Annotated in this window: 19 protein-coding genes and 3 pseudogenes; 5 read left to right on the forward strand and 17 right to left on the reverse strand. The window is 55.6% G+C overall.

The genetic code is table 11. The annotated features are described in order from the left end of the window. Positions 1 to 163 precede the first annotated feature (163 nt). Complete coding sequence (locus tag AACH39_RS03470) at positions 164 to 1,771, reverse strand: VENN motif pre-toxin domain-containing protein (protein WP_338620907.1); 1,608 nt, start codon at positions 1,769 to 1,771, stop codon at positions 164 to 166. On the opposite strand from AACH39_RS03470, the gene AACH39_RS03475 reads away from it, so the two are divergent. Beyond that, entirely contained in the window at positions 1,763 to 2,197 is a 435-nt protein-coding gene (locus tag AACH39_RS03475; protein ID WP_338620908.1) for an FAD-dependent oxidoreductase, read from the forward strand. The genes AACH39_RS03470 and AACH39_RS03475 overlap by 9 nt on opposite strands. Positions 2,198 to 2,323: 126 nt before the next feature. Here AACH39_RS03475 and AACH39_RS03480 read toward each other — a convergent pair whose 3' ends face one another. The 6 genes and pseudogenes from AACH39_RS03480 to AACH39_RS03505 form a co-directional block, all read right to left on the reverse strand. Next, a complete protein-coding gene (locus AACH39_RS03480) occupies positions 2,324 to 2,581 on the reverse strand; it encodes a hypothetical protein (protein ID WP_338620909.1) in 258 nt (85 codons plus the stop codon). A gap of 790 nt (positions 2,582 to 3,371) precedes the next feature. Continuing rightward, positions 3,372 to 4,169, reverse strand: a complete 798-nt coding sequence (locus tag AACH39_RS03485; protein WP_338620910.1) for a VENN motif pre-toxin domain-containing protein — start codon at positions 4,167 to 4,169, stop codon at positions 3,372 to 3,374. 190 nt (positions 4,170 to 4,359) lie between these two features. Beyond that, a pseudogene (locus tag AACH39_RS03490) lies at positions 4,360 to 4,653 on the reverse strand (transposase); the annotation flags it as partial. 330 nt (positions 4,654 to 4,983) lie between these two features. Further along, positions 4,984 to 5,169 (reverse strand): annotated as a pseudogene (locus tag AACH39_RS03495) (integrase core domain-containing protein); the annotation flags it as partial. Between the two features lie 236 nt (positions 5,170 to 5,405). Continuing rightward, complete coding sequence (locus AACH39_RS03500; RefSeq protein ID WP_338620911.1) at positions 5,406 to 5,747, reverse strand: hypothetical protein; 342 nt, start codon at positions 5,745 to 5,747, stop codon at positions 5,406 to 5,408. A gap of 337 nt (positions 5,748 to 6,084) precedes the next feature. Then, on the reverse strand, positions 6,085 to 6,684 hold the full coding sequence (locus AACH39_RS03505; RefSeq protein WP_338620912.1) for a hypothetical protein: 600 nt from the start codon (positions 6,682 to 6,684) through the stop codon (positions 6,085 to 6,087). A gap of 420 nt (positions 6,685 to 7,104) precedes the next feature. On the opposite strand from AACH39_RS03505, the pseudogene AACH39_RS03510 reads away from it, so the two are divergent. Then, positions 7,105 to 7,719 (forward strand): annotated as a pseudogene (locus AACH39_RS03510) (IS5 family transposase); the annotation flags it as partial. Positions 7,720 to 7,746: 27 nt separating this feature from the next. Here the strand turns inward: AACH39_RS03510 and AACH39_RS03515 are convergent. The 3 genes from AACH39_RS03515 to AACH39_RS03525 all read right to left on the reverse strand — a co-directional run bounded on the left by AACH39_RS03515 (position 7,747) and on the right by AACH39_RS03525 (position 10,142). Further along, positions 7,747 to 8,589, reverse strand: coding sequence for an IS3 family transposase (locus AACH39_RS03515; RefSeq protein WP_338621268.1), 843 nt, complete (start codon positions 8,587 to 8,589; stop codon positions 7,747 to 7,749). After that, entirely contained in the window at positions 8,556 to 8,870 is a 315-nt protein-coding gene (locus AACH39_RS03520; RefSeq protein ID WP_338620913.1) for a DUF1153 domain-containing protein, read from the reverse strand. The genes AACH39_RS03515 and AACH39_RS03520 overlap by 34 nt, the downstream gene beginning before the upstream one ends. Positions 8,871 to 9,812: 942 nt before the next feature. Next, entirely contained in the window at positions 9,813 to 10,142 is a 330-nt protein-coding gene (locus tag AACH39_RS03525; protein ID WP_338620914.1) for a hypothetical protein, read from the reverse strand. Positions 10,143 to 10,626: 484 nt separating this feature from the next. Between AACH39_RS03525 and AACH39_RS03530 the strand changes: the two genes are divergently transcribed. The 3 genes from AACH39_RS03530 to AACH39_RS03540 all read left to right on the forward strand — a co-directional run bounded on the left by AACH39_RS03530 (position 10,627) and on the right by AACH39_RS03540 (position 12,748). Beyond that, the gene (locus AACH39_RS03530) at positions 10,627 to 11,163 is read left to right on the forward strand and encodes an NADPH-dependent FMN reductase (RefSeq protein WP_338620915.1); all 537 of its coding nucleotides are present in this window, start codon (positions 10,627 to 10,629) and stop codon (positions 11,161 to 11,163) included. A 144-nt stretch (positions 11,164 to 11,307) separates the two neighbouring features. Further along, positions 11,308 to 12,150, forward strand: a complete 843-nt coding sequence (locus AACH39_RS03535) for a 2OG-Fe(II) oxygenase family protein (protein WP_338620916.1) — start codon at positions 11,308 to 11,310, stop codon at positions 12,148 to 12,150. A gap of 25 nt (positions 12,151 to 12,175) precedes the next feature. Next, a complete protein-coding gene (locus AACH39_RS03540) occupies positions 12,176 to 12,748 on the forward strand; it encodes a DNA-3-methyladenine glycosylase I (protein ID WP_338620917.1) in 573 nt (190 codons plus the stop codon). Positions 12,749 to 12,835: 87 nt separating this feature from the next. Here AACH39_RS03540 and AACH39_RS03545 read toward each other — a convergent pair whose 3' ends face one another. The 7 genes from AACH39_RS03545 to AACH39_RS03575 form a co-directional block, all read right to left on the reverse strand. Next, positions 12,836 to 13,756, reverse strand: coding sequence for a pseudouridine-5'-phosphate glycosidase (locus AACH39_RS03545; protein ID WP_215782414.1), 921 nt, complete (start codon positions 13,754 to 13,756; stop codon positions 12,836 to 12,838). A gap of 5 nt (positions 13,757 to 13,761) precedes the next feature. Continuing rightward, positions 13,762 to 14,859, reverse strand: coding sequence for a PfkB family carbohydrate kinase (locus AACH39_RS03550; protein WP_215782413.1), 1,098 nt, complete (start codon positions 14,857 to 14,859; stop codon positions 13,762 to 13,764). Positions 14,860 to 14,959: 100 nt separating this feature from the next. Continuing rightward, positions 14,960 to 15,529, reverse strand: coding sequence for a nucleotidyltransferase family protein (locus tag AACH39_RS03555; protein WP_338620918.1), 570 nt, complete (start codon positions 15,527 to 15,529; stop codon positions 14,960 to 14,962). A gap of 31 nt (positions 15,530 to 15,560) precedes the next feature. Next, positions 15,561 to 16,055 (reverse strand): metal-dependent hydrolase, encoded by a 495-nt coding sequence (locus AACH39_RS03560; RefSeq protein WP_338620919.1) that lies wholly within the window; start codon positions 16,053 to 16,055, stop codon positions 15,561 to 15,563. 128 nt (positions 16,056 to 16,183) lie between these two features. After that, the gene (locus AACH39_RS03565; protein ID WP_338620920.1) at positions 16,184 to 16,822 is read right to left on the reverse strand and encodes a hypothetical protein; all 639 of its coding nucleotides are present in this window, start codon (positions 16,820 to 16,822) and stop codon (positions 16,184 to 16,186) included. 150 nt (positions 16,823 to 16,972) lie between these two features. Continuing rightward, positions 16,973 to 18,424, reverse strand: a complete 1,452-nt coding sequence (locus AACH39_RS03570; RefSeq protein ID WP_215782409.1) for an aminoacyl-histidine dipeptidase — start codon at positions 18,422 to 18,424, stop codon at positions 16,973 to 16,975. 190 nt (positions 18,425 to 18,614) lie between these two features. Beyond that, positions 18,615 to 20,420 carry an ABC transporter ATP-binding protein/permease gene (locus AACH39_RS03575; RefSeq protein ID WP_338620921.1) on the reverse strand — a complete coding sequence of 602 codons (1,806 nt, stop codon included), beginning with the start codon at positions 20,418 to 20,420 and terminating at the stop codon, positions 18,615 to 18,617. Between the last annotated feature and the right edge of the window lie 13 nt (positions 20,421 to 20,433).

The raw sequence follows: 20,433 nt of genomic DNA on the forward strand, positions 1-20,433 counted from the left end.
GCTGGAACGTATAGCTCGAAAACGCCCTCGGTATCTGTAAGAACTTTTCCTAGCGTTAAGTGCTTTTTCTGCTCTTCCGTGGGGGGGATATAGCCTGTCAATGCATTATGCATCACCTCTTTCGCAATAGGTTCCATATCAGTAATGCGGAGAACTCTTGGTTTTACCATGGTATCCACCCATTCAAACTGTCGCCGGCCGGCGTGAAAATTGCACGTTGGCCCATAGAATTAAATATCGCACTTTGATTTCCCTGCATGGCTCCCAATACCACTTGGTCTCCAAGTGAGGACCTCAGCACACCGGTATCGAATCCTGGATGGACGTGGCTAGACCAGCGCCAACCTTTACTAGCCAAGTCAGTAGCAATTTCTGGTGTTATGGGAACAGATTCAAAATCATCGCGCATGACCAAACGCCGACCACCTGCGCTGAACATTGCAAATTCGTCGCCTGTGGCAGCCGAAAGAGCTGCCAAGTCTCGTTGGCCAAATGACTTATGAAGAATTGTCTGTGAGCCAAACCCTGGCAGCTCCTCAAGAGCTGCCGCTTGACGGGCATTGAGATCACCCATCCCTCGCGCAATCGCTGCTGGATTCCCTGCAGCTGGATTAGAGGCTATTGTTAGCGGCTTGTCTGGAACAAAACCAAACAACTCACTGCCATCCCTACCCGTCACCGCGCGTACGGGCAACCCATCCTCTGGTTGTATTACACGAGAGACGGTAGGTTCGTAGTTTACGCCAGAATATCCGCCTGTAATCGTTTTAGATGACCGGGTTAACTGCAACTGGGTTCCAGCTGCGCCCGATACCCCCAAGAGACCTGCGCCTATATTCAGCCCGCCATCTACCACCTTGCCATCCGCTAACTGACGTGTGCCGGTACCAACCTGTAACCCACCTGCTGCAACCTCAAGGAAGCGTACCGCTGCCCCCACTGGCCCTGACATGAATGTCAAGGCAGGAGTGCCAATGGCCGCCTGCCCTTCATGCACGCCATTGACTCTCAATAAGCCAAGTGACTGGTCGTAGATTTGTTCGTCTACCCCTTTGGGACGTGACCAAGTCAAATAAGTCAACGTTTGCAAACCATAGGGCGCACTGTCCGCCGCTTTTGTTCGCATCTGATTGGCCTGCTTGATCGTACTGTCATCGAACAACGTGTATGCAAAGCTGTAGTCAGCCCGCACTTTGCCAGCAAGCAGATCCTGTGTTGCTTTCGGCCCCATTTCCTGCAGATACCTAGCAACGAAGCCTGCGAATTGTCTGGTCTGTTCGTCAGTCAGCGGAGGGTAAACACTTGGGTTGGCTAGATGTAAGCGATACATCTTTAGCAATTTATCGCTTAGCTGGTCTTCATTATCAGATGCAACCACGATACGGACAGAGGACACGCTGCGATTGTTAGCTACGTCAGCCCGCGCTTTTTCCCGCTGCGCGTCTCTTTTTTTGCCTAAAGAATTATTCTCCACCTCATTCTTCGCCGCCTCGACGGCCGTCTGCGCATCGACCGCATTTCCCTGACTCGCCAGCGCCCCCAGCAAACCACCCGCCACAGAGCTCAGCTGTGACAACTCGGTTTTCTGGTCTTGAGTCAGCGTTTCCGGGTTATCACTACCATACATCTCCTTGGCAATGGCACGCGCCACCAGTGGCGCACTGCCCTCACCAATCGCGCCAGAAGCCACATCCTTGCCGCTCAGCCCGGCCAGTACTCCGCCGACCAGGGCATTGCAGCCGCCATCGACCTGGCCGGTATTGTGAGCCATGTCACCCTGCTGGAGTTTGCCGACACCCTGCGTGCCGATGCGGTGCTGCAGCCCAAGCTCAACAGCCTGGGTAATGTCACGGTCATCAAGAGCGCACAGACCCGCGAAGTATTGGGCGATGGTCAGAAAGTCACCGGACTGGTGTACCGCGACCGCGTCACGGAGCAGGATCACACGGTCGAGCTGGAAGGGATTTTTGTGCAGATCGGCCTGCTGCCGAACAACGACTGGCTCAAGGGCAGCATCGAACTGAGCCCGCGCGGCGAGATTGTGGTGGACGAGCGCGGCCAGACCTCGGCCCCCGGCATCTTTGCCGCCGGTGACGCCACCACGGTGCCGTTCAAGCAGATCATCATCGCCATGGGCGAAGGCGCCAAAGCCAGCCTGGCCGCCTTTGACTACCTGATTCGTCAGCAAACCCGCTGATGTACTGCCTTGGCCACCCTTCGGGGTGGCTTTTTTTTCGTCATGGGGTGCAAAAGACAAGACCTGACCCCGGCCCCCTTGTCTTGTTTCCGGGAGCCTTGCGGCCCCCGGCCTCCAGTTAGCCGCCTAGTCCAACGTCAATATCGTGCAACCTGCCACCTGCCTTTGCCGCGCTGCACTGGGCAGATACAGCCACGACGACTGGCCGTCGATTGACTCGACCGCCCAGTCCAGGCGGCTGTCGACAATCAGACGGCACAGGCCCGGTTCGGGCAGGCTGTCACGCGGGGGGCAAAGCCGGGAAACCAGCAGCATCAACTGCAGGTGGCGTTGCGGGAAATTTGTCGGAAAGACAAGGGGTGAATTAACATCCATCGCAGCCATACAGACTCCTGTCGTGAGTGTGTTTGGCTAGCGGATCCGTGGGTGCGCCAACACCCCGGACCCGCACCCGTTACGGCTTGATCGCCGCAGACAGAACACTACTCAAGCACCCGACAGATGCACTAGGGAGCGCGGTCGGTGGAGTGGGTTGTCGTAGCGATCGAACAGTGAGTCCTAGTCGGTTGAATCACCAGATTTCAGACCCATCAGCAGACGTAGAAAGTACACCCCGAACGAAAAAACACCCAAAAGCAAATCAAGCACACCAAAGACTAATAGATGCAGTCTTGCATGATCATCACTCATCTCACCGCTGCTAAAATATTTTGTCAATAGGTCAGGCGCCTTTAACAAAAAAAACCAGGACCATACAAAAAACCATATTCCATTATAAATAAATCCTATTCTTTTTTTAGTAGAAAAAACAGGAAACATATATTTTAGTTACTCCAAAGAGAAGGGGCATTAGAAATTACAAACCCCAATCCATCTCCCACGACTTTCGGCACGGATACATCACCATTTTGAACTTTCATAACTTTATTGAGATTGCTAATGTAGTTCGGCACAGTTGTTGATACTTTGCTTCCCAAATACGAAAACAAACCTGATTTTGACGCACTAACCCATGGATTATCGTTCGTTCCATTCAAGAAGTTCTGAGTTTGTGTCCCATAGCCACCTGCCCCAGCTGATAACACGGCATCTTGCCATGCAGTCTTCCCCATTCCAGGAGCGAACAATCCACCCCAAACCATGGCAACGGCAGTTTGACCAAGATCTATATCTTTTATTTTCTTTTTATGTACATATTGCGAAGTAAAGTCAACAAAACCTGAAGCTCCAGCTCCTTTTGCAACGTTCCACAGAGTATATGCTGCAGCCCCCCCTCCCCAGCCAAGAGAGCAGGAACTGCCGGTGCGGAATCCAATAGGTTCTGCCCTTGCATCCTTTCAAATGAAGAGAAATTTATATCTTTTCTCTCGGAAATCACAGGCAGCGATGCCGGATTACGATCAATGAATATACCCAGTTTTTTGTCAAAATAGACTTTCACTCCTTGGTTTTCTGCGAGTCTTATTTGCTGCTGGCACCCTGGAGAGTACCTATCCTTAGCACATGCTGACATTAATATAGAATTACGTCTTGCCGACAATTTACGCAAATTCTCCGCTCGTTGGCATGCATCGTTATGCGCCGGGGAGCATTCCGCCTCGGCCATTTTTAGCTGATCAACTTCAGAAAGTTCAGGCACAGAATTCTTGTTGTGAGACAAGTAATTATTCTCCACCTCATTCTTCGCCGCCTCGACGGCCGTCTGCGCAGCAGCAGCATCTCCCTTGCTTGCCACCATCCCCAACAAACCACCGGCCACAGACGTCAGCTGTGACAACTCGGTTTTTTGCTCTTGAGTCAGCGTTTCAGGGTTATCACTGCCATACATCTCCTTGGCAATGGCACGCGCCACCAGTGGCGCACTGCCCTCACCAATCGCGCCGGATGCGACGTCCTTGCCGCTCAGTCCGGCCAGCACCCCGCCGACCAGGGCATAGCAGCTGCCATAGACCTGGCCGGCATTGTGAGCCATGTCACCCTGCTGGAGTTTGCCGACACCCTACGCGCCGATGCGGTGCTGCAGGCCAAGCTCAATAGCCTGGGCAATGTCACGGTAATCAAGAGCGCGCAGACGCGCGAGATGCACCTTGCGCCAATAAGACGCCGGTCAAGACGCATGATTAGCAGCCTGGCTTGTGCAGAAACCGCTGGGTCATTACACACCGGCATACCGTGCTGTAGTCCGGCGTCGACCAATCCAGCCCCGCCAGGCTGAGCAAGCACTGCACCATGCCTACGGCTTGGCGCAACGCCAGGTTGAACAGGCATTTGATCGTAAGGCAGAACTGAATGGCAGCATCGCTGAAGTCCTGCGTACGCCCACGTTTGCCATCTGGAGTGCCCTGCCAGTTCATGTCACGGTCCAGCCAGATCATCAATGAACCGCGCGCTTTGAGCGCTGCGTTGTAGGATTTCAAGTTGGTGGTTTTGTACTTTGGCGGGGAGGGCTTGCTCATGCCGTCATTCTACCCCGCCGGATCGAGCCGTGATTTGTGCAACAAAGCCGATTGCTTATGATTTTTTATCAGGAGGCCATGTTAAGCCATTTTTAAAAACTGGAACATTCTGCAACATGGCATCGGAAATTAGCTTTCCTGCCACCAAAACAGAAAAGCCAATCAAAAAAAACACATACCTCCACAAACCATAAAAAAAACTCGAAACATAGAAACACAAAACCACCAACAAAATATCAACAACATAAAATAACAGTGTCACCTTGCCATTAACTATTAATTTCATTTCTTCTTAGCACCAATGCCGAAAAAGTCCGACGCCCCCCGCTTTCAGTAGCCAAGGGCTTTACAATCCAAGGGTAATTTACCTGATTTTTCGGTGAGTGACTTGGCGTAGGCTGCAGGCGTCAAACCACCGGGGGCGTTCTTGGGCCTTTCATCGTTGCACTCCCTGCGCCAGGCTTCGATAACAACCTGGGCATGGCGCAGACTGGTTAACCAGTGCCCGTTTACACAAAGTTAAGCACACGCCCCGATGTCGCCCTGCGGTTGATGACGCTACCCGGCATCGGTCCGATCATCGCCAGTCATTTGTTGGCGCATGTATTGCGCTGGCCACCCTTCGGGGTGGCTATTTTATGTGGAGGGAGAGCCAGTTCATGGCCTTGTGCTTCTGCGGGGCGCGACTTTCTCATAGCATCATTAAACCCTGGCTACTCGGATCGGGATTTATTAAACAAAGCCGCCTAAAATTAAAACCCCTTTGGAATAAATCCCATCGAAACACCAACAAAAGTCACCACAATAATTAAAAGCAAAACAATTTTGTAAATAGAAATCCATTTTTTCAAATACTTAGCATACAAATAAAGCCCATCGTTTTTATCCAAATCATTACTAAATGCAAATTCAGTTATAACATTTGGAAAATGACCCACCGCATCAGAGAAGGAGTGTTTTGTCCACTCATAACGACCAGTTCTCAAATACATCTCTTTTCTCACCACTTCCATTGCCATTTTAATTTTCAAATATACAAACACACCAAACACAAAAAGCAAAAAAACCATTTTAATTGAAAATATATATTTCATATAAATTACACATCAAAATATGGGAAGTGAAAATTGTCCCTGAACCGGCATGGTAATTTTTTTTGCCTCACCATACCCTAACCCTAGCCCGAAAGAAACTTGCGAAAACAAGCCATTTTTGCTAACACCGCCAGTGAGCTGCATTGCATACCCGTCCCCATACATTAATGTTGCTTGGGACTGTATACCTTCTGGGTATCTGCCAAATGTGTGTGTAACCCCACCAAAAACTGAAAAAGCTGCCGGCCCGTTACCTGATCAAAAAAGTTCAATCCGCTAAGTGAACGGCATTACCAGCGATGTGGGGCTTTTTCAAATTATGTTGCCAATGATAATTTTACTTTTTGGTGCTCAAGCCAGCCCAATAGTCATACGCTTTACGCAGTGAAGTTCCATCAGCATTGCCATCAACAACTCTGCACGCTATTGAATGCGCAACTCTTACTGGATTGATTGGAAGAATGCCTTCCCCTGAAATAATTGGCTGCCCATAATCAGCATTGCTTTTATTGGATACAGATTGCCCCCACTTGGCACCAAGTCGGTTTTTTACAGCAACCTCACCATAATACATGCCAACATAAAACGCCAAAGACTTAGTTTTCTCCGTCAGCTCCCACTTAGAAAAATCAACCGACTTCCCCACTGAGTCCTCTATTGAACTCAACTCCTGCGGATTAAAATCGCGTTTTGCAACCTGCGTAACAAACCAACTGCCAAGCACATCTAGCGATTCCGGGCTATCATCGGCATTCCAGTTTTCGAAACCATTAACATTCATAACAAGCTGCATTAACTCTTCGATGCAATATGGCAAACTTGCCATAAACCATTGATAAAAATCTTTTAACTCAATCTTATTCATTCCTATAAAATATCTAGAATTAGGAGAATAGCTAGTTCCGGGGCGAATTATAAAATTGTCAGCAGCTTCCATAATTAGTGAATTATCACCTTTATTCCTGCACTATTCAGCGCTTTAAGTACCGATGCAGACGGCCCACCTTGACCTGTTATCGGGCTTGTAAAAAAATTCCATGTAACACCATTTACAGCGCCAGTTTGTATCAGTTCTACATCTTTAGCTACTTGACGAGATGTGAATGAGTATAACGTTGTATAACCGACCTTTGCTTCATTTGCTATACCGCCCGGAGCCAACTGATCTACTACGCGAGCACCTTTCGACGTTTGGAATGTAACCTGAGATTGCCCACCCAATGATTTGAGCGCATTTTCTCCAACTTGCCCCGTTGCACCAATGCCTGATACGGGATTAGGAGAGGCTATTCTAGTTGCACCCGTAGAGGCTTTGTTGCACAAATCCGCCTTGGTTCAGGCCTGGTAGAATGATGGCATGACCAAGCCCGTCCCCACGAAGTACAAAACCACCAATTGGTCAGCCTACAACCGCGCCCTGATCCAGCGCGGTTCCTTGTCTGTTTGGCTGGATCGAGACCTGGCCTAGCAGGCCAAGCCCCAGGGCAAGCTCGGGCGGGCGCAAACCTACAGTGACGCTGCCATTCAGTTCTGCCTGACCATCAAATACCTGTTCGGCTTAGCGCTCAGGCAGTCCATCGGCTTCGTGCAAAGCCTGTTCAAACTCGCGGGCCTCGACTGGACAGCTCCAGACTACAGCACGGTATGCCGCCGCCAGAAAACGCTACGGGTCAACATCCCTTATCGCCACAGCCAGGGCGCTTTGCATTTGTTGGTGGATAGCACCGGCATCAAGATGCTGGGCGAAGGCGAATGGAAAACCAAGAAGCACGGCGCGGAATACCGCCGCCAATGACGCAAAGTGCATCTGGGCATCGACGCAGAAACCTTGGAAATTCGGGCCATTGAGGTCACCGACAACCGACAGGGGGATGTACAGATGCTGCCATCCCTACTGCAACAAATTCCGCCCAATGAACCCGTCGCCAGCGTCAGCGGCGATGGCGCTTACGACACCAAGACCTGTAATGACCCAGCTCTTCTTGCTCAGGTCAGGCTACTAATTCATATGTTTTTGCCGGTGTCCGCATCTGCAGTGCCTGAGCGGGCGCCGGTGGTTATAGAAACTGATCCAGTCTGCAATGGCACGGCTGGCGTGCGTCAAACTTTCGAAGCGGTGTCGATGTACGCACTGCTCCTTCAAGGTCCGGATCACACGTTCAACCATCCCGTTCTGTTCTGGCGTATACGGCGTGATGAATTCCTGCTGCAGACCGTAGCTCTTGACCAGTGCCGTGTAGTTCCGGCTGGTGAAGACTAGGCCGTTATCGCTTCTCAGCAAGAACTTCTCCGGCACACGCCCCAGACAGCCAAATCGGCTGATGAGGGCATGCTCGAGTGCAGATTCAGCCGTCTTCGACTTGCCGCTGCGCGACAGGTGCCAGCCCAGCAACTCCCGGGTGCAGCAGTCAATCACCAAGGCCAGATGGCTCCAGCCATCCTTTCCCGTCCAGATACGGCACAGATCGGTGGCCCAGCGTTCATTCGGTCGCTGCGCCACCGAAGGCAATGCCTGGACACGCGGGCGGAAGCCAACCGGGCGTTTCTTCACCTGCCAGCCCTTGAGCTGGAAGATGCGTTGCACGGTATTCTTGTTAAAGCCCAGAAGGCTTGCGACCGTGCGATAGCCGAATGAGGGGTTCTCTTCGATCATCGCCTTGATCGGCTCCACCAAGTGCCGCTGGAGTTTGGGCTCCGCCTTCTGCGTGCGGTAATACACCGTGCGCCGGGGGATATCAAACCAGCGGCACAACTTGCTGACCGAGACCCGGATGCCATCTTCAGCCAGTCCCTGCCGAACGAACTCGATTACTTGTCGTCCTCGCCCAGCAGGGACTGTAATTGTTTTCTGGCGCGTAGCTCCAGCATGACTTCGCCGTAGGCTTCCTGGAGATCCTTGATCTGTTTCTCGTACTGCTCGCGAATCTCCATCGGCTTGGCCCGCAGTGCATTCTCCATGCCGCGCTTGGCCTCGTCGACCCACTCCTCGACTTCGGATGGTGGCAGATCGAAGGCGCGAGAAGCCTCGGCGACCGTGGTCTTGCCTTGAATGATTTCCATCACCAGAGCGGCTTTACGCTTGGCGGTCCAACGCTTGATTTCGTCTTCCATGGTCATACTCATCACATGCTCCTGTGTGAATTATGACCTGAGCAGGAATTCAGTAGGTCATTACAGATAGTAGGACAATATCACTTTCAAGCAATAATCAGAGAGGAATGGTCAGATGGATTGGTGGCACGGCGGCCAGGTGGGCTTTGTTGCATAAAAAAGCCTGAGCATCCCAAAACATGTCAGTCCTCCCTATACTCCCTTTCTCTCAACAATGAAGCAAAATAAGCTGCCGTAGACAGGACTCCCAGCACCAAATCAATCGCACCAAGCACCCATAAATGAATCAAAGCATGATAATCATACCAAGTCCCTCTCGCAATATAACGTTCCCTTAGCTCTGGCGCTTTAAGCAAAAAAAACCATGACCACGACAACAGCCAAACACCATTCAAAATCAACCCTCTTCTCTTTTTCAAAGAAAATATAGGCCACATATACAATAAATACCTATTTGAATTAATAACCAGAAATCCCAAAATAAGCCGTACCGTCGATGGATTTCGGCAACTGGCCCTATCAGCAGGCCACAGAACCAGAATTGCAAAACAAAGCTATTTTTTAAATTAAATATTTAAACAACTATAAAGCCATCCATTATATAAATAATTAAATCCAATAAAATCATTCCAAAAACAGGCTAATTTTCACACCTCACCAAACCCTACCCCTACCCAGATAGAAACTTGCGAAAACAAGCCATTTTTACCAACACCGCCAGCGATTTGCGTTGCCACCTTTCCCCACGCATCAAAGATGCATGCATCATTTCTTTGTCACTCTTTTTTTGAGCACATAACCATCAAGGGAATTTCTTATTCCACAAGCAGATTCACAGCCTTTGCTCTGAGTGACAGTGTAGGCATAGTTATTTTTAATAATAACTACCAACCGACACATCATTTTCTCATCGACTTCTTTTGGATCATCCACAAATTCAAAACGATCACTTGATTAATCCAACCACCCCGTACCATCATAGCTGCACGTATGGCCATTAACCCCAATTGAATTGACTGAGATTATTGCCGGAATTCTCCTATTATCCACTTCATAGCTTGTTCGTGATCGCGACACTCTCTTTATCTCAACTTCTTGGAATCCATTATTGAAAACAGGACCACTTTCACTCTCATATTCAACTTTGAATTTTGAATCATAAACACCAAAATATGCATCAATACTAGATGCCGATGAAAAACTTGGCAGCACAGCGCCAAAAACAATCACAACAAGCAAACCAAATGATTTCACCGATTTCCTCACTTCAGTATCTTGATCCACATGCAAGTGCTTGGCTAATCAATGAACCAGTGTGCACAGGGATTTCGAAGCACATTTCTTTGCGCCCAATCCGACCAAAAACACTTACACTTTTTAATTAAAACTCTTAAGCTGCAAGGTTTTCCCTAAAGGTCATTCTATTGTGACTTTAAGTGAAAACGACTTAGGCTTTCTACTCCATTTAATTAAAGAATGCCTTTTAATTATTCATAAAAAACGCTCAATGCCACAGACATTACTTACTTTACCTTTCCATTTCAGTCACTTACACAACAAACCCAGTCACCCCATCAGTCGGACACAGCAAGAGCTGTGCAGCACTTCTGCCACATACTGTCACATATCTGATCCTGAGCAGATCGCGCATTCAGCCATGCGCAGCTTAGTTCCCGCCCAGGGGTAAATCACAACCCCGCGCACCCGTCCCTCATGCACTATGCTGAGCTGACCACCCCACCGTTTCCCACACGACAAGGAGCCCCACATGCAGGTTCTCGCCATTTGCGGCAGTCTGCGCCGCCATTCCACCAATATGGGTTTGCTGCGCTACGCCCAGGCCAATGCACCGCAAGGTATGCAGATCACCATCGCCGATCTGCATGAGGTGCCGTTCTATAACAGCGATCTGTCGGCCCAACCGCCGGCGGTACAGACCTTGCTGGCCCAGATCGATGCGGCCGATGCCTTGCTGTTTGGCTGTACCGAATACAACTACTCGCTGGCACCGGCACTGAAGAATGCACTGGATTGGGCATCGCGGGCCGAGGGCAACAAGCTGCTGGCCGGCAAACCCGCGGCGATGATGGGAGCGGCAGGCGGCATGGGCAGTTCGCGTGCCCAGCTGCATCTGCGCCAGGTATGCGTTTTTCTCGATCTACACTTACTCAACAAGCCGGAGGTATTTGCCAACGCCTTTGCCGGTCAGTTCGATGCCGAGGGCAATCTGACCGACAGCAAGATTCAGGAAAACGTGCGGCTGTTGCTGCAGGCCTTGCAGCAACACGCGGCCAAATTTGGTTGATTGTGGTACGCGCCGGGGCGATCTCCCCGCCCCGGCCGGATATGCCATCGGCTTGGCCACTCATGCTTTTGTCGTTACAATGCGCCGCAGGCGCCCGCCCCGATCTTGCCTGGCGGCGACTTATCTCTCAGGAAATCCACCCCGATGAATGTCCGCGTTGTCGATTACCGCGCCCCGGATGCAGCGGCGCAATTTACCCGTTCGCTGCACGAAACCGGCTTCGGCGTACTGACCAACCACCCGATCCCGCAAGCCCTGGTCGAGAAGATCTATGCCGACTGGCTGGCGTTCTTCAACAGCAGCGAAAAACACGATTACGCCTTTTCCGTCGAAAAGCAGGATGGCTGGTTCTCACCCGAGGTCTCGGAAACCGCCAAAGGCGCCAGCGTCAAGGACATCAAGGAATACTTCCACATTTACCCCTGGGGTCGCATTCCGCCAGGCCTCAAGGCCGATGCCGACGAGTACTACCGCATTGCCAACGGGCTGGCGCAGGAGCTGCTGGGCTGGGTCGAGCAATACACACCGGCTGAGATTGCCGCGCATTACACCGAACCGCTGTCGCAGATGATCGCTGACAGCCAGCAGACCCTGCTGCGGGTGCTGCGCTATCCGCCTTTGACCGGCCAGGAGCCCGCCGGCTCGCTGCGTGCGGCGGCACATGGCGATATCAATCTGCTGACCATTCTGCCGGCGGCCAATGAGCCAGGCCTGCAGGTGCAGGACAAGGATGGCGCGTGGATTGATGTGCCATGCGACTTCGGCACGCTGGTGGTGAATATCGGCGACATGCTGCAAGAGGCTTCTGCCGGCTACTACCCCTCCACCCAGCACCGGGTGGTGAACCCGACCGGGGAAGGCGCGCGCAAGAGTCGCATCTCGCTGCCGCTGTTTCTGCATCCGCGCCCGGAGGTCGTGCTGTCTTCGCGTTATACGGCGCGGGCGTATCTGGCCGAGCGGCTGCGTGAACTGGGTGTCAAAATCTGAGCGGTGTATCCCATTGGAGCCAAACATGCATGCCCAACCCGCACGCTGCCGCTGGTGCAGCACCGACCCGCTGTATCAGGCCTACCACGATCAGGAGTGGGGTCGTGCTCAACACGATGACCGTCATTTGTTCGAGATGCTGATTCTGGAGGGCGCGCAGGCCGGCTTGTCGTGGTTCACCATTCTCAAGCGGCGCGAAGGCTACCGGCGGGTGTTTCATGGCTTTGACCCGGCCAGGGTGGCGGCCATGAGCGATGAAGAGCTGGCCCTGGCGCTGCAGGACCCGGGCATCATCCGCAACCGGGCCAAGGTCAGCAGTACGCGTGACAATGCACGGGTGTTTCTGGCCCTGCAGCGCGAGCATGGTTCCTTTGACACCTGGTTGTGGGGCCATGTCGGCGGCCAGGTGCAAATCCAGCCGGCCGGACAGTTTCAGTCACTGGCCACCAGCCCGCTGTCGGACCAGATCAGCCGCGAACTCAAACGGGCCGGCATGCGCTTTGTCGGCTCGACCATCATCTATGCCTACCTTCAGGCCACCGGCGTGGTGAATGACCACGACCCGGGCTGTCAGCTCTACCCTCACCGCACCGACTGATAAACAAGGATAAAGGACGGGGTCAGGTCTTGTATTTTGCGCGGAATGCAAAATACAAGACCTGACCCCGTCCTATTGCGGCTTAGATCACCCCAGGATGCAGTATTCGCGGGCGATGGCGGCGCCGAGGCGGGCGTTGTTCAGTACCAGCTGGATGTTGGAGGCCAGGCTGTTGCCGCCGGTCAGTTCGCACACGCGTGCCAGCAGGAACGGTGTGGATTCTTTGCCGCTGATGCCTTGCGTCTGTGCTTCGGCCAGCGCCTGTTCGATGGCGGCGTCGATCTTGTCGCTCGGCATGGCAAATTCATGCGGAATCGGGTTGGCGACCACCATGCCACCCTTGAGCTGCATGTCCCACTTGGCCTTCATGGCAGCCGCGATGTCACCCGGTGCATCCAGGCGATAGTCGACGCCGAAGGCGCTTTCACGGGTGAAGAAGGCCGGCAGTTTGTTGGTCTGATAGCCGATCACCGGCACACCATTGGTTTCCAGATATTCCAGCGTCAGGCCGAGGTCGAGGATGGACTTGGCTCCGGCGCAGACGACGGTGACCGGGGTTTGCGCCAGTTCCTGCAGGTCGGCCGAGATGTCGAAGCTCTGCTGGGCGCCGCGGTGCACGCCGCCGATGCCGCCGGTGGCAAAGACACGGATGCCGGCCATGGCGGCGACGATCATGGTCGAGGCGACGGTGGTGGCGCCGGTCTGGCGCGCGGCGACGATGAACGGAATGTCACGGCGGCTGACCTTGACCACTTCACGGCCGGATTTGCCCAGGTATTCGATTTCTTCCGGCGACAGGCCGGCCTTGAGGCGGCCGTCGATGATGGCGATGGTCGCCGGTACTGCACCGTGGGCGCGCACTTCAGCTTCGACGCGCAAGGCGGTTTCTACGTTCTGAGGGTACGGCATGCCGTGCGAGATGATGGTGGACTCGAGCGCCACCACCGGGCGATTGGCGGCCAGGGCAGCGGCAACTTCGGGGTGGATGTCCAGGTAAGTGTGTTGCATGGTGTTTACTCCGTAGGCGTCAGGGTTCGGGACAGATGCTGGACGGCGGCCAGCGACAGGGTCGGGTTATTGGTGGCGGCGCAGCTCAGGGTCAGTGCGGCGCAGGCCTGGGCCAGTGGCAGGGTCTCGGCCAGTGTCAGTTCCTGCAGCCAGCCCCAGGCCAGACCGGCCATCAGGGCATCCCCGGCGCCGGTGGCGTTGACGATGTCGACGCTGGGCGCAGGGCTCCAGCCCTGCTGGCTGCCATTGCTGTAGTACACGCCCTCGCTGCCCATGCTGAGGATCAGCTGGCGTACCCCCTGGTCATGGAACCAGTGCGCCACAGCAGCTACGTCGGTGGCGCTGTCCAGCGGCAGGCCGGACAGGGTGGCGGCTTCCAGACGGTTGGGCTTGAGGGTATGGATCTGGCTCAGCCAGGGGCGGATGCGCTCGGCCTTGAAGGCAGAGACGGTATCGACGAAGACCGGAATGTCGCGCGCTTCGGCAAATAGCCAGGCCAGCGCCTCGGGGGTGAGGTTGGTATCGGCGACGATCAGCCCGGCATGGCGCACCAGTTCGCGCTGCGGCGCCAGGGTGGCGGCATCGAGGCGCTGCAGGATGTCCATATCGTTGATGGCGATGGACATGTCGCCGTCCGGGCCGTGGATCGACAGGTAGGTCGAGGTGGCGGCATCGGGCAGCACCACGCACGGGCGCACGTCAACACCGGCGCGCTGAGTGGTTTCCAGCAGGGAGCGGCCATAGAGGTCGTCCCCTACGCAGCTGATCAGCCGGCAATCGGCGCCCAGACGGGCCAGGTTTTCGGCGATATTGCGCGCCACGCCCCCCGGGGAGCAGCTGACCTTGCCGGGATTGGAATCGGCCAGGCGCAGCGGTGCGGGGGTGCTGCCGCGGATGTCCATATTGGCGCCGCCGAGTAAAACGACGTAGCGCTGGCTGGACAGGATATATCCCTTGCCGAGGATATAGCCCTTCTGCATCAGGTTCATGATGTGCCCCGCCACGGCGGAGCGACTGATACCCAGCTGGTCCGCCAGTTGCTGTTGCGGGATCAGCGGGTCTTGACGCAGCAGCGCCAGAATTTCCTGCTCTCGTTCGGTCATGGCAAACAATTGTCCGTTACTCAAACATTTGTTTGCATACTAAACAGCCAGCCCCCTGCGGTCAAGTACCGGCACTGCGCTGGATCAAGAAACGTGATACTCAGGGCTCGATGATGTGCACCCCTGGCCAGCGCTGATCAAAGCGTTTGCTGGCCAGGCGGCGCCGGAAGTCGGCCAGGCTGGCCCGGACCGGATTGTGGCGAATACGCAGGGCAAACAGATCCTCCAGGCCATGCGGGGCCAGCAGCTCGATATCATCCTGCGCAGTGAGGCGCACGGCGACGCAGGTGGCATACTCCGGCCAGCTGGCCACGGCCTCATGCATATTGCGCAGCGGCGGAACGGTCTTGCCGAAGGCTTGGGGATACCACAGATGCACCCTCGCCTGATTGCAGACTTCCCAGGGCAAGTCCGGGCAGAGTGTGTGCAGGCTGACCTGATAGCCGCGTTCAGTGTCGGCACTCAGGTCCCGCTCATCGAAATAGCAGACATCCATGTCGCCCGGCACGCGCCAGTCCGGCTGCCCGGTCAGCGCATCCCACACCAGCGAGCGCACGGCACCGGCCCCGATCCAGCCATCGGGCAGCGCCTGCTGGCGCAGCAGGGTCAGGGCCTGCATGAAGGTGGCGTTTTGGCGCACGATCGCGCGCAGTCGCTGGCAGTCTTCCATGGCGGATTCTCTGAAAAATGACTGAATCATATCAGACGCCGGACGGGCGCCGGCGCAGCCTGCGCCAGGCCAGCGCCAGCAATAACAGTTCGAGCAGAAACGACCAATGCAGCAGAAAGTTGAGCCACCAGGGCTGATAACGCGCGCTCACCGTGGCCAGGGCAAAGGGCCGGTCCAGCCAGGGTGCCAGCCACCAAATATCGCCCACCACGGAATCCAGCAGCAGGTGCAGCAGGCCGTTGAGGCTGAAAATCAGCAGCAGCATCGCGGCGACCGAGCGGCGCCAGTGCAGCCAGCGGCTGGCAAGGAGTAAAAGCAGCCCCCAACTCACCGGCCAGTGGCTGGGGTAGCGGTGATGGTGGACCCTGCCCTGATCGATCAGATAGCCGTACAGCAAATCCAGATCGGGGGCGATGGCACCAAACAGGCCGACACACAAAAACAGTCGCCAGTTAAGCTGAGGACAGAGGTGGGCATACAGTCGAACAGTCAGCAGATAGCCAGCAGGCAAGTGGGCAATAAACATCGGCGCGGAACCTGAGCAGGAAAAGGCCGATTGTGGGTGGCCTCCCTGACACGGGGCAAGTCAGCGCGCCCGACATCATTTTTCCCGCTCCCCATGGCCCGACAGCAGACAGGCGAACAGCGCCGATTTCAGTTTGCACACGGAGATATCTCGTAACCATGCGGCAGTACGTCTTTCGCGTTTTCCACCCACTCCCCGAGCGCCGTTGTATCGGCGCTAATACTCTGGTAGAGCGCAGTCGACTGTTGCCCCGGCTCGTTCAGCCTGGCCTTGATGCTTTGAGCATCACCGCCGCAGCATGCCTGATACCGCTTGATCGCCAGTGCCTGCGCCATACACAGGCCAAGCGTACTGAACTCGTTTTGGGACAATGTATGTAACGCCACATCCTGACGATACGGTGTTTCCAGGGCTCCGTTCCTGCGGCAAAACTGTCGGATCGCTCGCATCGCCTGCAAATCCAGGCCATCAAAATCCACTGACTGGACAGCCTGCATCACTTTGGCCGGGCCGGCGACTTCCTTGCCGTCACTGGGTAAATTCGACTTGAATTTATGAATGGCCTGCTTGAAGGCGATCAGATGTTGCGCGGCCACTTCCGGCTTGTGTCGCCCCAGTTGTTCTGCCAGAGCGCAGACATACCTGGGAATGTCTTGCGCCGTTTGAATGCCTTGTCGCTGGAGGCCATCCAGCAGGGCTTGGCTGTTTGGCTGGTCTGCCGGAGCAAGACAGGAAAACCATTTTTTCAGCGACGATTCAATGTGCATGGCAGATCGCTCAGACAGTCTTGATCGAAGCCATCAGTCTGATGGCAAACCGGATGACTTGCTGTGGCAAGACAACGGAAAGATATCGAAAAAAAACGCCGATCAGTGCTGATCGGCGTTTTTGTGTGACGCGAGCGGCGTCGTTCTGACTCAGGCAACCGGCACTTCCGCCAGGATGGCCTTGACCAGTTCCCAGCAGTAGCCGACCGACTCGACTTCAACGCGTTCGCCCGGGGCGTGAGCGCCACGGATGTTCGGGCCGAAAGACACCATGTCCATTTGCGGGTACTTGGAACCGATGATGCCGCATTCCAGACCGGCGTGAATCACCTTGACGTTGGACTCGGCCTTGAAGTCACGTTTGTAGACTTCGCGGCACAGCGCCAGCAGCTTGGAGGACGGATTCGGCGCCCAGCCCGGATAGCCGCCTTCGGTGCTGATTTCAGCGTTGATCAGCGAGAACAGGCTGATGATTTCGTTGGCCAGCATCATGGTGCCCGAGTTGTTCAGCGAGCGAACCATGAAGTTGGCGGTCATCTTGCCGTCATTGATGCGGATCACGCCAACGTTGTTGGAGGTTTCCACCACGCCGGTGACGCGGGCGCTCATGGCCTTGACGCCATGCGGCGAGGCATGCAGCGCGGACAGGATGGCCTTCTGGTCATCGGCGGCCAGCACGCTGTCGGCCTTGTCGTCGCTGCAACCCAGGGTCACGCCGTCGTCGATGCCGGCATATTCTTCGCGCAGTACTTGCTGCATCGAATCCAGCAGGCCGGCAACCTTGCCCAGGTCGGCCTTGGGAACGGCCACGACGGCGAAGGCTTCGCGTGCCAGGGCGTTGCGGGCGGTACCGCCGGTGAAGCCGGCCAGGCACAGGTCGGTTTCACGACCCAGGTCGTTCATCACGCGCAGCAGGATCTTGTTGGCATTGCCGCGGCCGAGGTGAATGTCGGCACCGGAGTGGCCGCCGCGCAAGCCGGTCACGGCCAGACGCACAACCTGGTAGCCGGCCGGAACGGCGCGGGTGGCGTACTGACGTTCGACATTAACGTCGATGCCGCCGGCACACCCCATATAGAACTCACCCCATTCCTCGGTATCGAGGTTGAGCATGAACTTGCCCTTGAGCAGGCCGGTTTCCAGGCCAATGGCGCCGCCCATGCCTTGCTCTTCATCCAGGGTGAACAGGGCTTCGATCGGGCCGTGCTTGATGTCCTTGCTGACCAGGGCCGCCATGGCCAGTGCCACGCCGATGCCGTTGTCGGCGCCCAGGGTGGTGTTTTCAGCGATCAGCCAGCCATCCTTCAGTACCGGACGGATCGGATCCTTGAAGAAATCGTGTTCGGTGCCGGCATTGGCCTGACACACCATGTCCAGGTGGCCCTGCATGACCACGCCGACACGGTTTTCCATGCCCGGGGTAGCCGGCTTGCGGATGATCAGGTTACCCGCAGCGTCAATCACCGATTCCAGGCCATTGAGGTCAGCCCAGCCTTTGAGGTAATCGCGCAGTTGTTCTTCGTGCTTGGAAGGACGCGGAATGTCGCACAAGGTCTGGAAATGTTCCCAGACCGCTTTGGGTTCGAGTTCGGCAATAACCATTGCACTACTTCCTATGAGCTATTTGAGCGGATTGCAAATGGCGCCATGCTTGCAAGCAGTACGGTGGAAGCACTGCCGGGCGGTAAGGGACCAGCCAGCACGCGACGCATTCCCAGGGAGCGGGTCTCTCGCCACTCTCGTCGGGGAATGGCAGAACTTTACCACGATGGAATAGAAAATAATATAAAGCTTATTGACCCATCTCAACCGGCGACAAATCGTTGCGCTGTTCCTGCTGCAGGCGCCACATTTCTGCGTAGCGACCTGCTTTGGCCAGCAGTTCCCGATGGGTGCCCTGCTCGATCACTCTGCCGCCATCCAGCACCAGAATCTGGTCCGCATCGACGATGGTGGACAGTCGGTGGGCGATCATCAGCGTGGTGCGATTGGCGGCAATTTCCGTCAGCTCCTGCTGAATGGCCTTTTCGGTATGCGAGTCGAGCGCACTGGTGGCTTCGTCGAAAATCAGGATGGGCGGGTTTTTCAGCAGGGTACGCGCAATGGCGACGCGCTGTTTTTCCCCGCCGGAGAGTTTGAGGCCGCGCTCACCGACCTGAGTGTCGTAGCCCTTGGGCAGGCTCATGACGAATTCGTGGATGCGGGCCGAACGCGCCGCCTCGATGACTTCTTCGCGGCTGGCGTCATGGCGGCCATAGGCGATGTTGTAGTAGATGCTGTCGTTAAACAGCACGGTGTCTTGCGGCACGATGCCGATGTGGGCACGCAGCGAATCCTGGGTCAGATCGCGGGTATCGACACCATTGAAGGTGATGCGTCCGGCAGTCGGGTCGTAGAAGCGGAACAGCAAACGCGCCAGAGTGGATTTGCCGGCGCCGCTGGCCCCGACGACCGCCAGCGTGTTGCCTGCGGGAATTTCGAAGCTGAGTTGATGCAGGATCTGCCGGTCGGCGTCATAACCGAAGTCGACCGCCTCGAAGCGCACGGTAATGTCACGCGAGGTCAGTACCCGGGCATCGGGCCGGTCGGTCACTTCGGCCTCGGAGGACAGAATGGTGAACATGCGTTCCATGTCCGCCAGCGAGTGCTTCATTTCGCGATACACGAAGCCGAGAAAATTCAGCGGCGCATACAGCTGGGTGATGTAGGTGGCTACCAGCACCACGTCGCCGACGCTCATGGTGTGCTGCACGACGCCACGGGCCGCCATGCTCATCACCAGAGTGACACCGATGGCGATGATGGCGCCCTGCCCGGCATTGAGCAGGGACAGAGACACCTGGTTTTTGACGGCAGAAGCCTCCCAGTCGGCCAGGTTGCGGTCGTAGCGGCGCGATTCGTAGCCTTCGTTATTGAAGTATTTCACCGTCTCGAAATTGATCAGCGCGTCAATGGCCTTGGCATTGGCGCGCGAATCGAGGTCGTTCATGCTGCGGCGGAAAACGGTGCGCCACTCGGTCACCGACAGGGTAAAGACGATGTAGACGACGATGGTGCCGAGGGTGGCGACGGCAAACCAGCCCTGATAACGCGAGAGCAGAATGCCGGTCACCATGGCGATTTCCAGCAGGGTCGGCAGGATGTTGAACACCGTGAAATTGAGCAGGAAGCCGATGCCCCGGGTGCCGCGCTCGATGTCGCGGCTCATGCCGCCGGTCTGGCGCGACAGATGAAAGCGCAGCGACAGGCGGAACAGGTGTTCAAACACAGTGCGGGCGACCGTGCGTACCGTCCCCTGGATGACCTTGGCAAAGATGGCATCGCGCAGTTCCGCCAGCAGGCTGGACATCAGGCGGGCCAGACCATAGCCGGCCAGCGCCGCCACCGGCACGGCCAGCAGGGTGGCCGGCACCGACAGGGCATCGATGACATGCTTGAGGTACAGCGGGGTGGTGACGGTGGCCACCTTGGCCAGAATCAGGCAGGACAGTGCCAGCCCGAGGCGCCATTTGAACTGCAGCAGATAGGGAAACAGGGTACGCAGGGTCTGCCAGTCGTGCCGGTCGGTCGGCGCCGGGCCGCTATGTGTGAAACGCATGAAAAACCTTTGT

The organism is Paludibacterium flexuosum, assembly GCF_037076605.1.
Taxonomy (GTDB): domain Bacteria; phylum Pseudomonadota; class Gammaproteobacteria; order Burkholderiales; family Chromobacteriaceae; genus Paludibacterium.

Coding starts and splice junctions, on each gene's coding strand:
- AACH39_RS03545 (WP_215782414.1), bottom strand. CDS start 13,756: ATGCAACACACTTACCTGGACATCCACCCCGAAGTTGCCGCTGCCCTG.
- AACH39_RS03505 (WP_338620912.1), bottom strand. CDS start 6,684: ATGGAAGCTGCTGACAATTTTATAATTCGCCCCGGAACTAGCTATTCT.
- AACH39_RS03555 (WP_338620918.1), bottom strand. CDS start 15,529: ATGGAAGACTGCCAGCGACTGCGCGCGATCGTGCGCCAAAACGCCACC.
- AACH39_RS03485 (WP_338620910.1), bottom strand. CDS start 4,169: ATGGCTCACAATGCCGGCCAGGTCTATGGCAGCTGCTATGCCCTGGTC.
- AACH39_RS03530 (WP_338620915.1), top strand. CDS start 10,627: ATGCAGGTTCTCGCCATTTGCGGCAGTCTGCGCCGCCATTCCACCAAT.
- AACH39_RS03535 (WP_338620916.1), top strand. CDS start 11,308: ATGAATGTCCGCGTTGTCGATTACCGCGCCCCGGATGCAGCGGCGCAA.
- AACH39_RS03570 (WP_215782409.1), bottom strand. CDS start 18,424: ATGGTTATTGCCGAACTCGAACCCAAAGCGGTCTGGGAACATTTCCAG.
- AACH39_RS03470 (WP_338620907.1), bottom strand. CDS start 1,771: ATGGCTCACAATACCGGCCAGGTCGATGGCGGCTGCAATGCCCTGGTC.
- AACH39_RS03565 (WP_338620920.1), bottom strand. CDS start 16,822: ATGCACATTGAATCGTCGCTGAAAAAATGGTTTTCCTGTCTTGCTCCG.
- AACH39_RS03540 (WP_338620917.1), top strand. CDS start 12,176: ATGCATGCCCAACCCGCACGCTGCCGCTGGTGCAGCACCGACCCGCTG.
- AACH39_RS03500 (WP_338620911.1), bottom strand. CDS start 5,747: ATGAAATATATATTTTCAATTAAAATGGTTTTTTTGCTTTTTGTGTTT.
- AACH39_RS03520 (WP_338620913.1), bottom strand. CDS start 8,870: ATGAGTATGACCATGGAAGACGAAATCAAGCGTTGGACCGCCAAGCGT.
- AACH39_RS03550 (WP_215782413.1), bottom strand. CDS start 14,859: ATGACCGAACGAGAGCAGGAAATTCTGGCGCTGCTGCGTCAAGACCCG.
- AACH39_RS03575 (WP_338620921.1), bottom strand. CDS start 20,420: ATGCGTTTCACACATAGCGGCCCGGCGCCGACCGACCGGCACGACTGG.
- AACH39_RS03480 (WP_338620909.1), bottom strand. CDS start 2,581: ATGGCTGCGATGGATGTTAATTCACCCCTTGTCTTTCCGACAAATTTC.
- AACH39_RS03560 (WP_338620919.1), bottom strand. CDS start 16,055: ATGTTTATTGCCCACTTGCCTGCTGGCTATCTGCTGACTGTTCGACTG.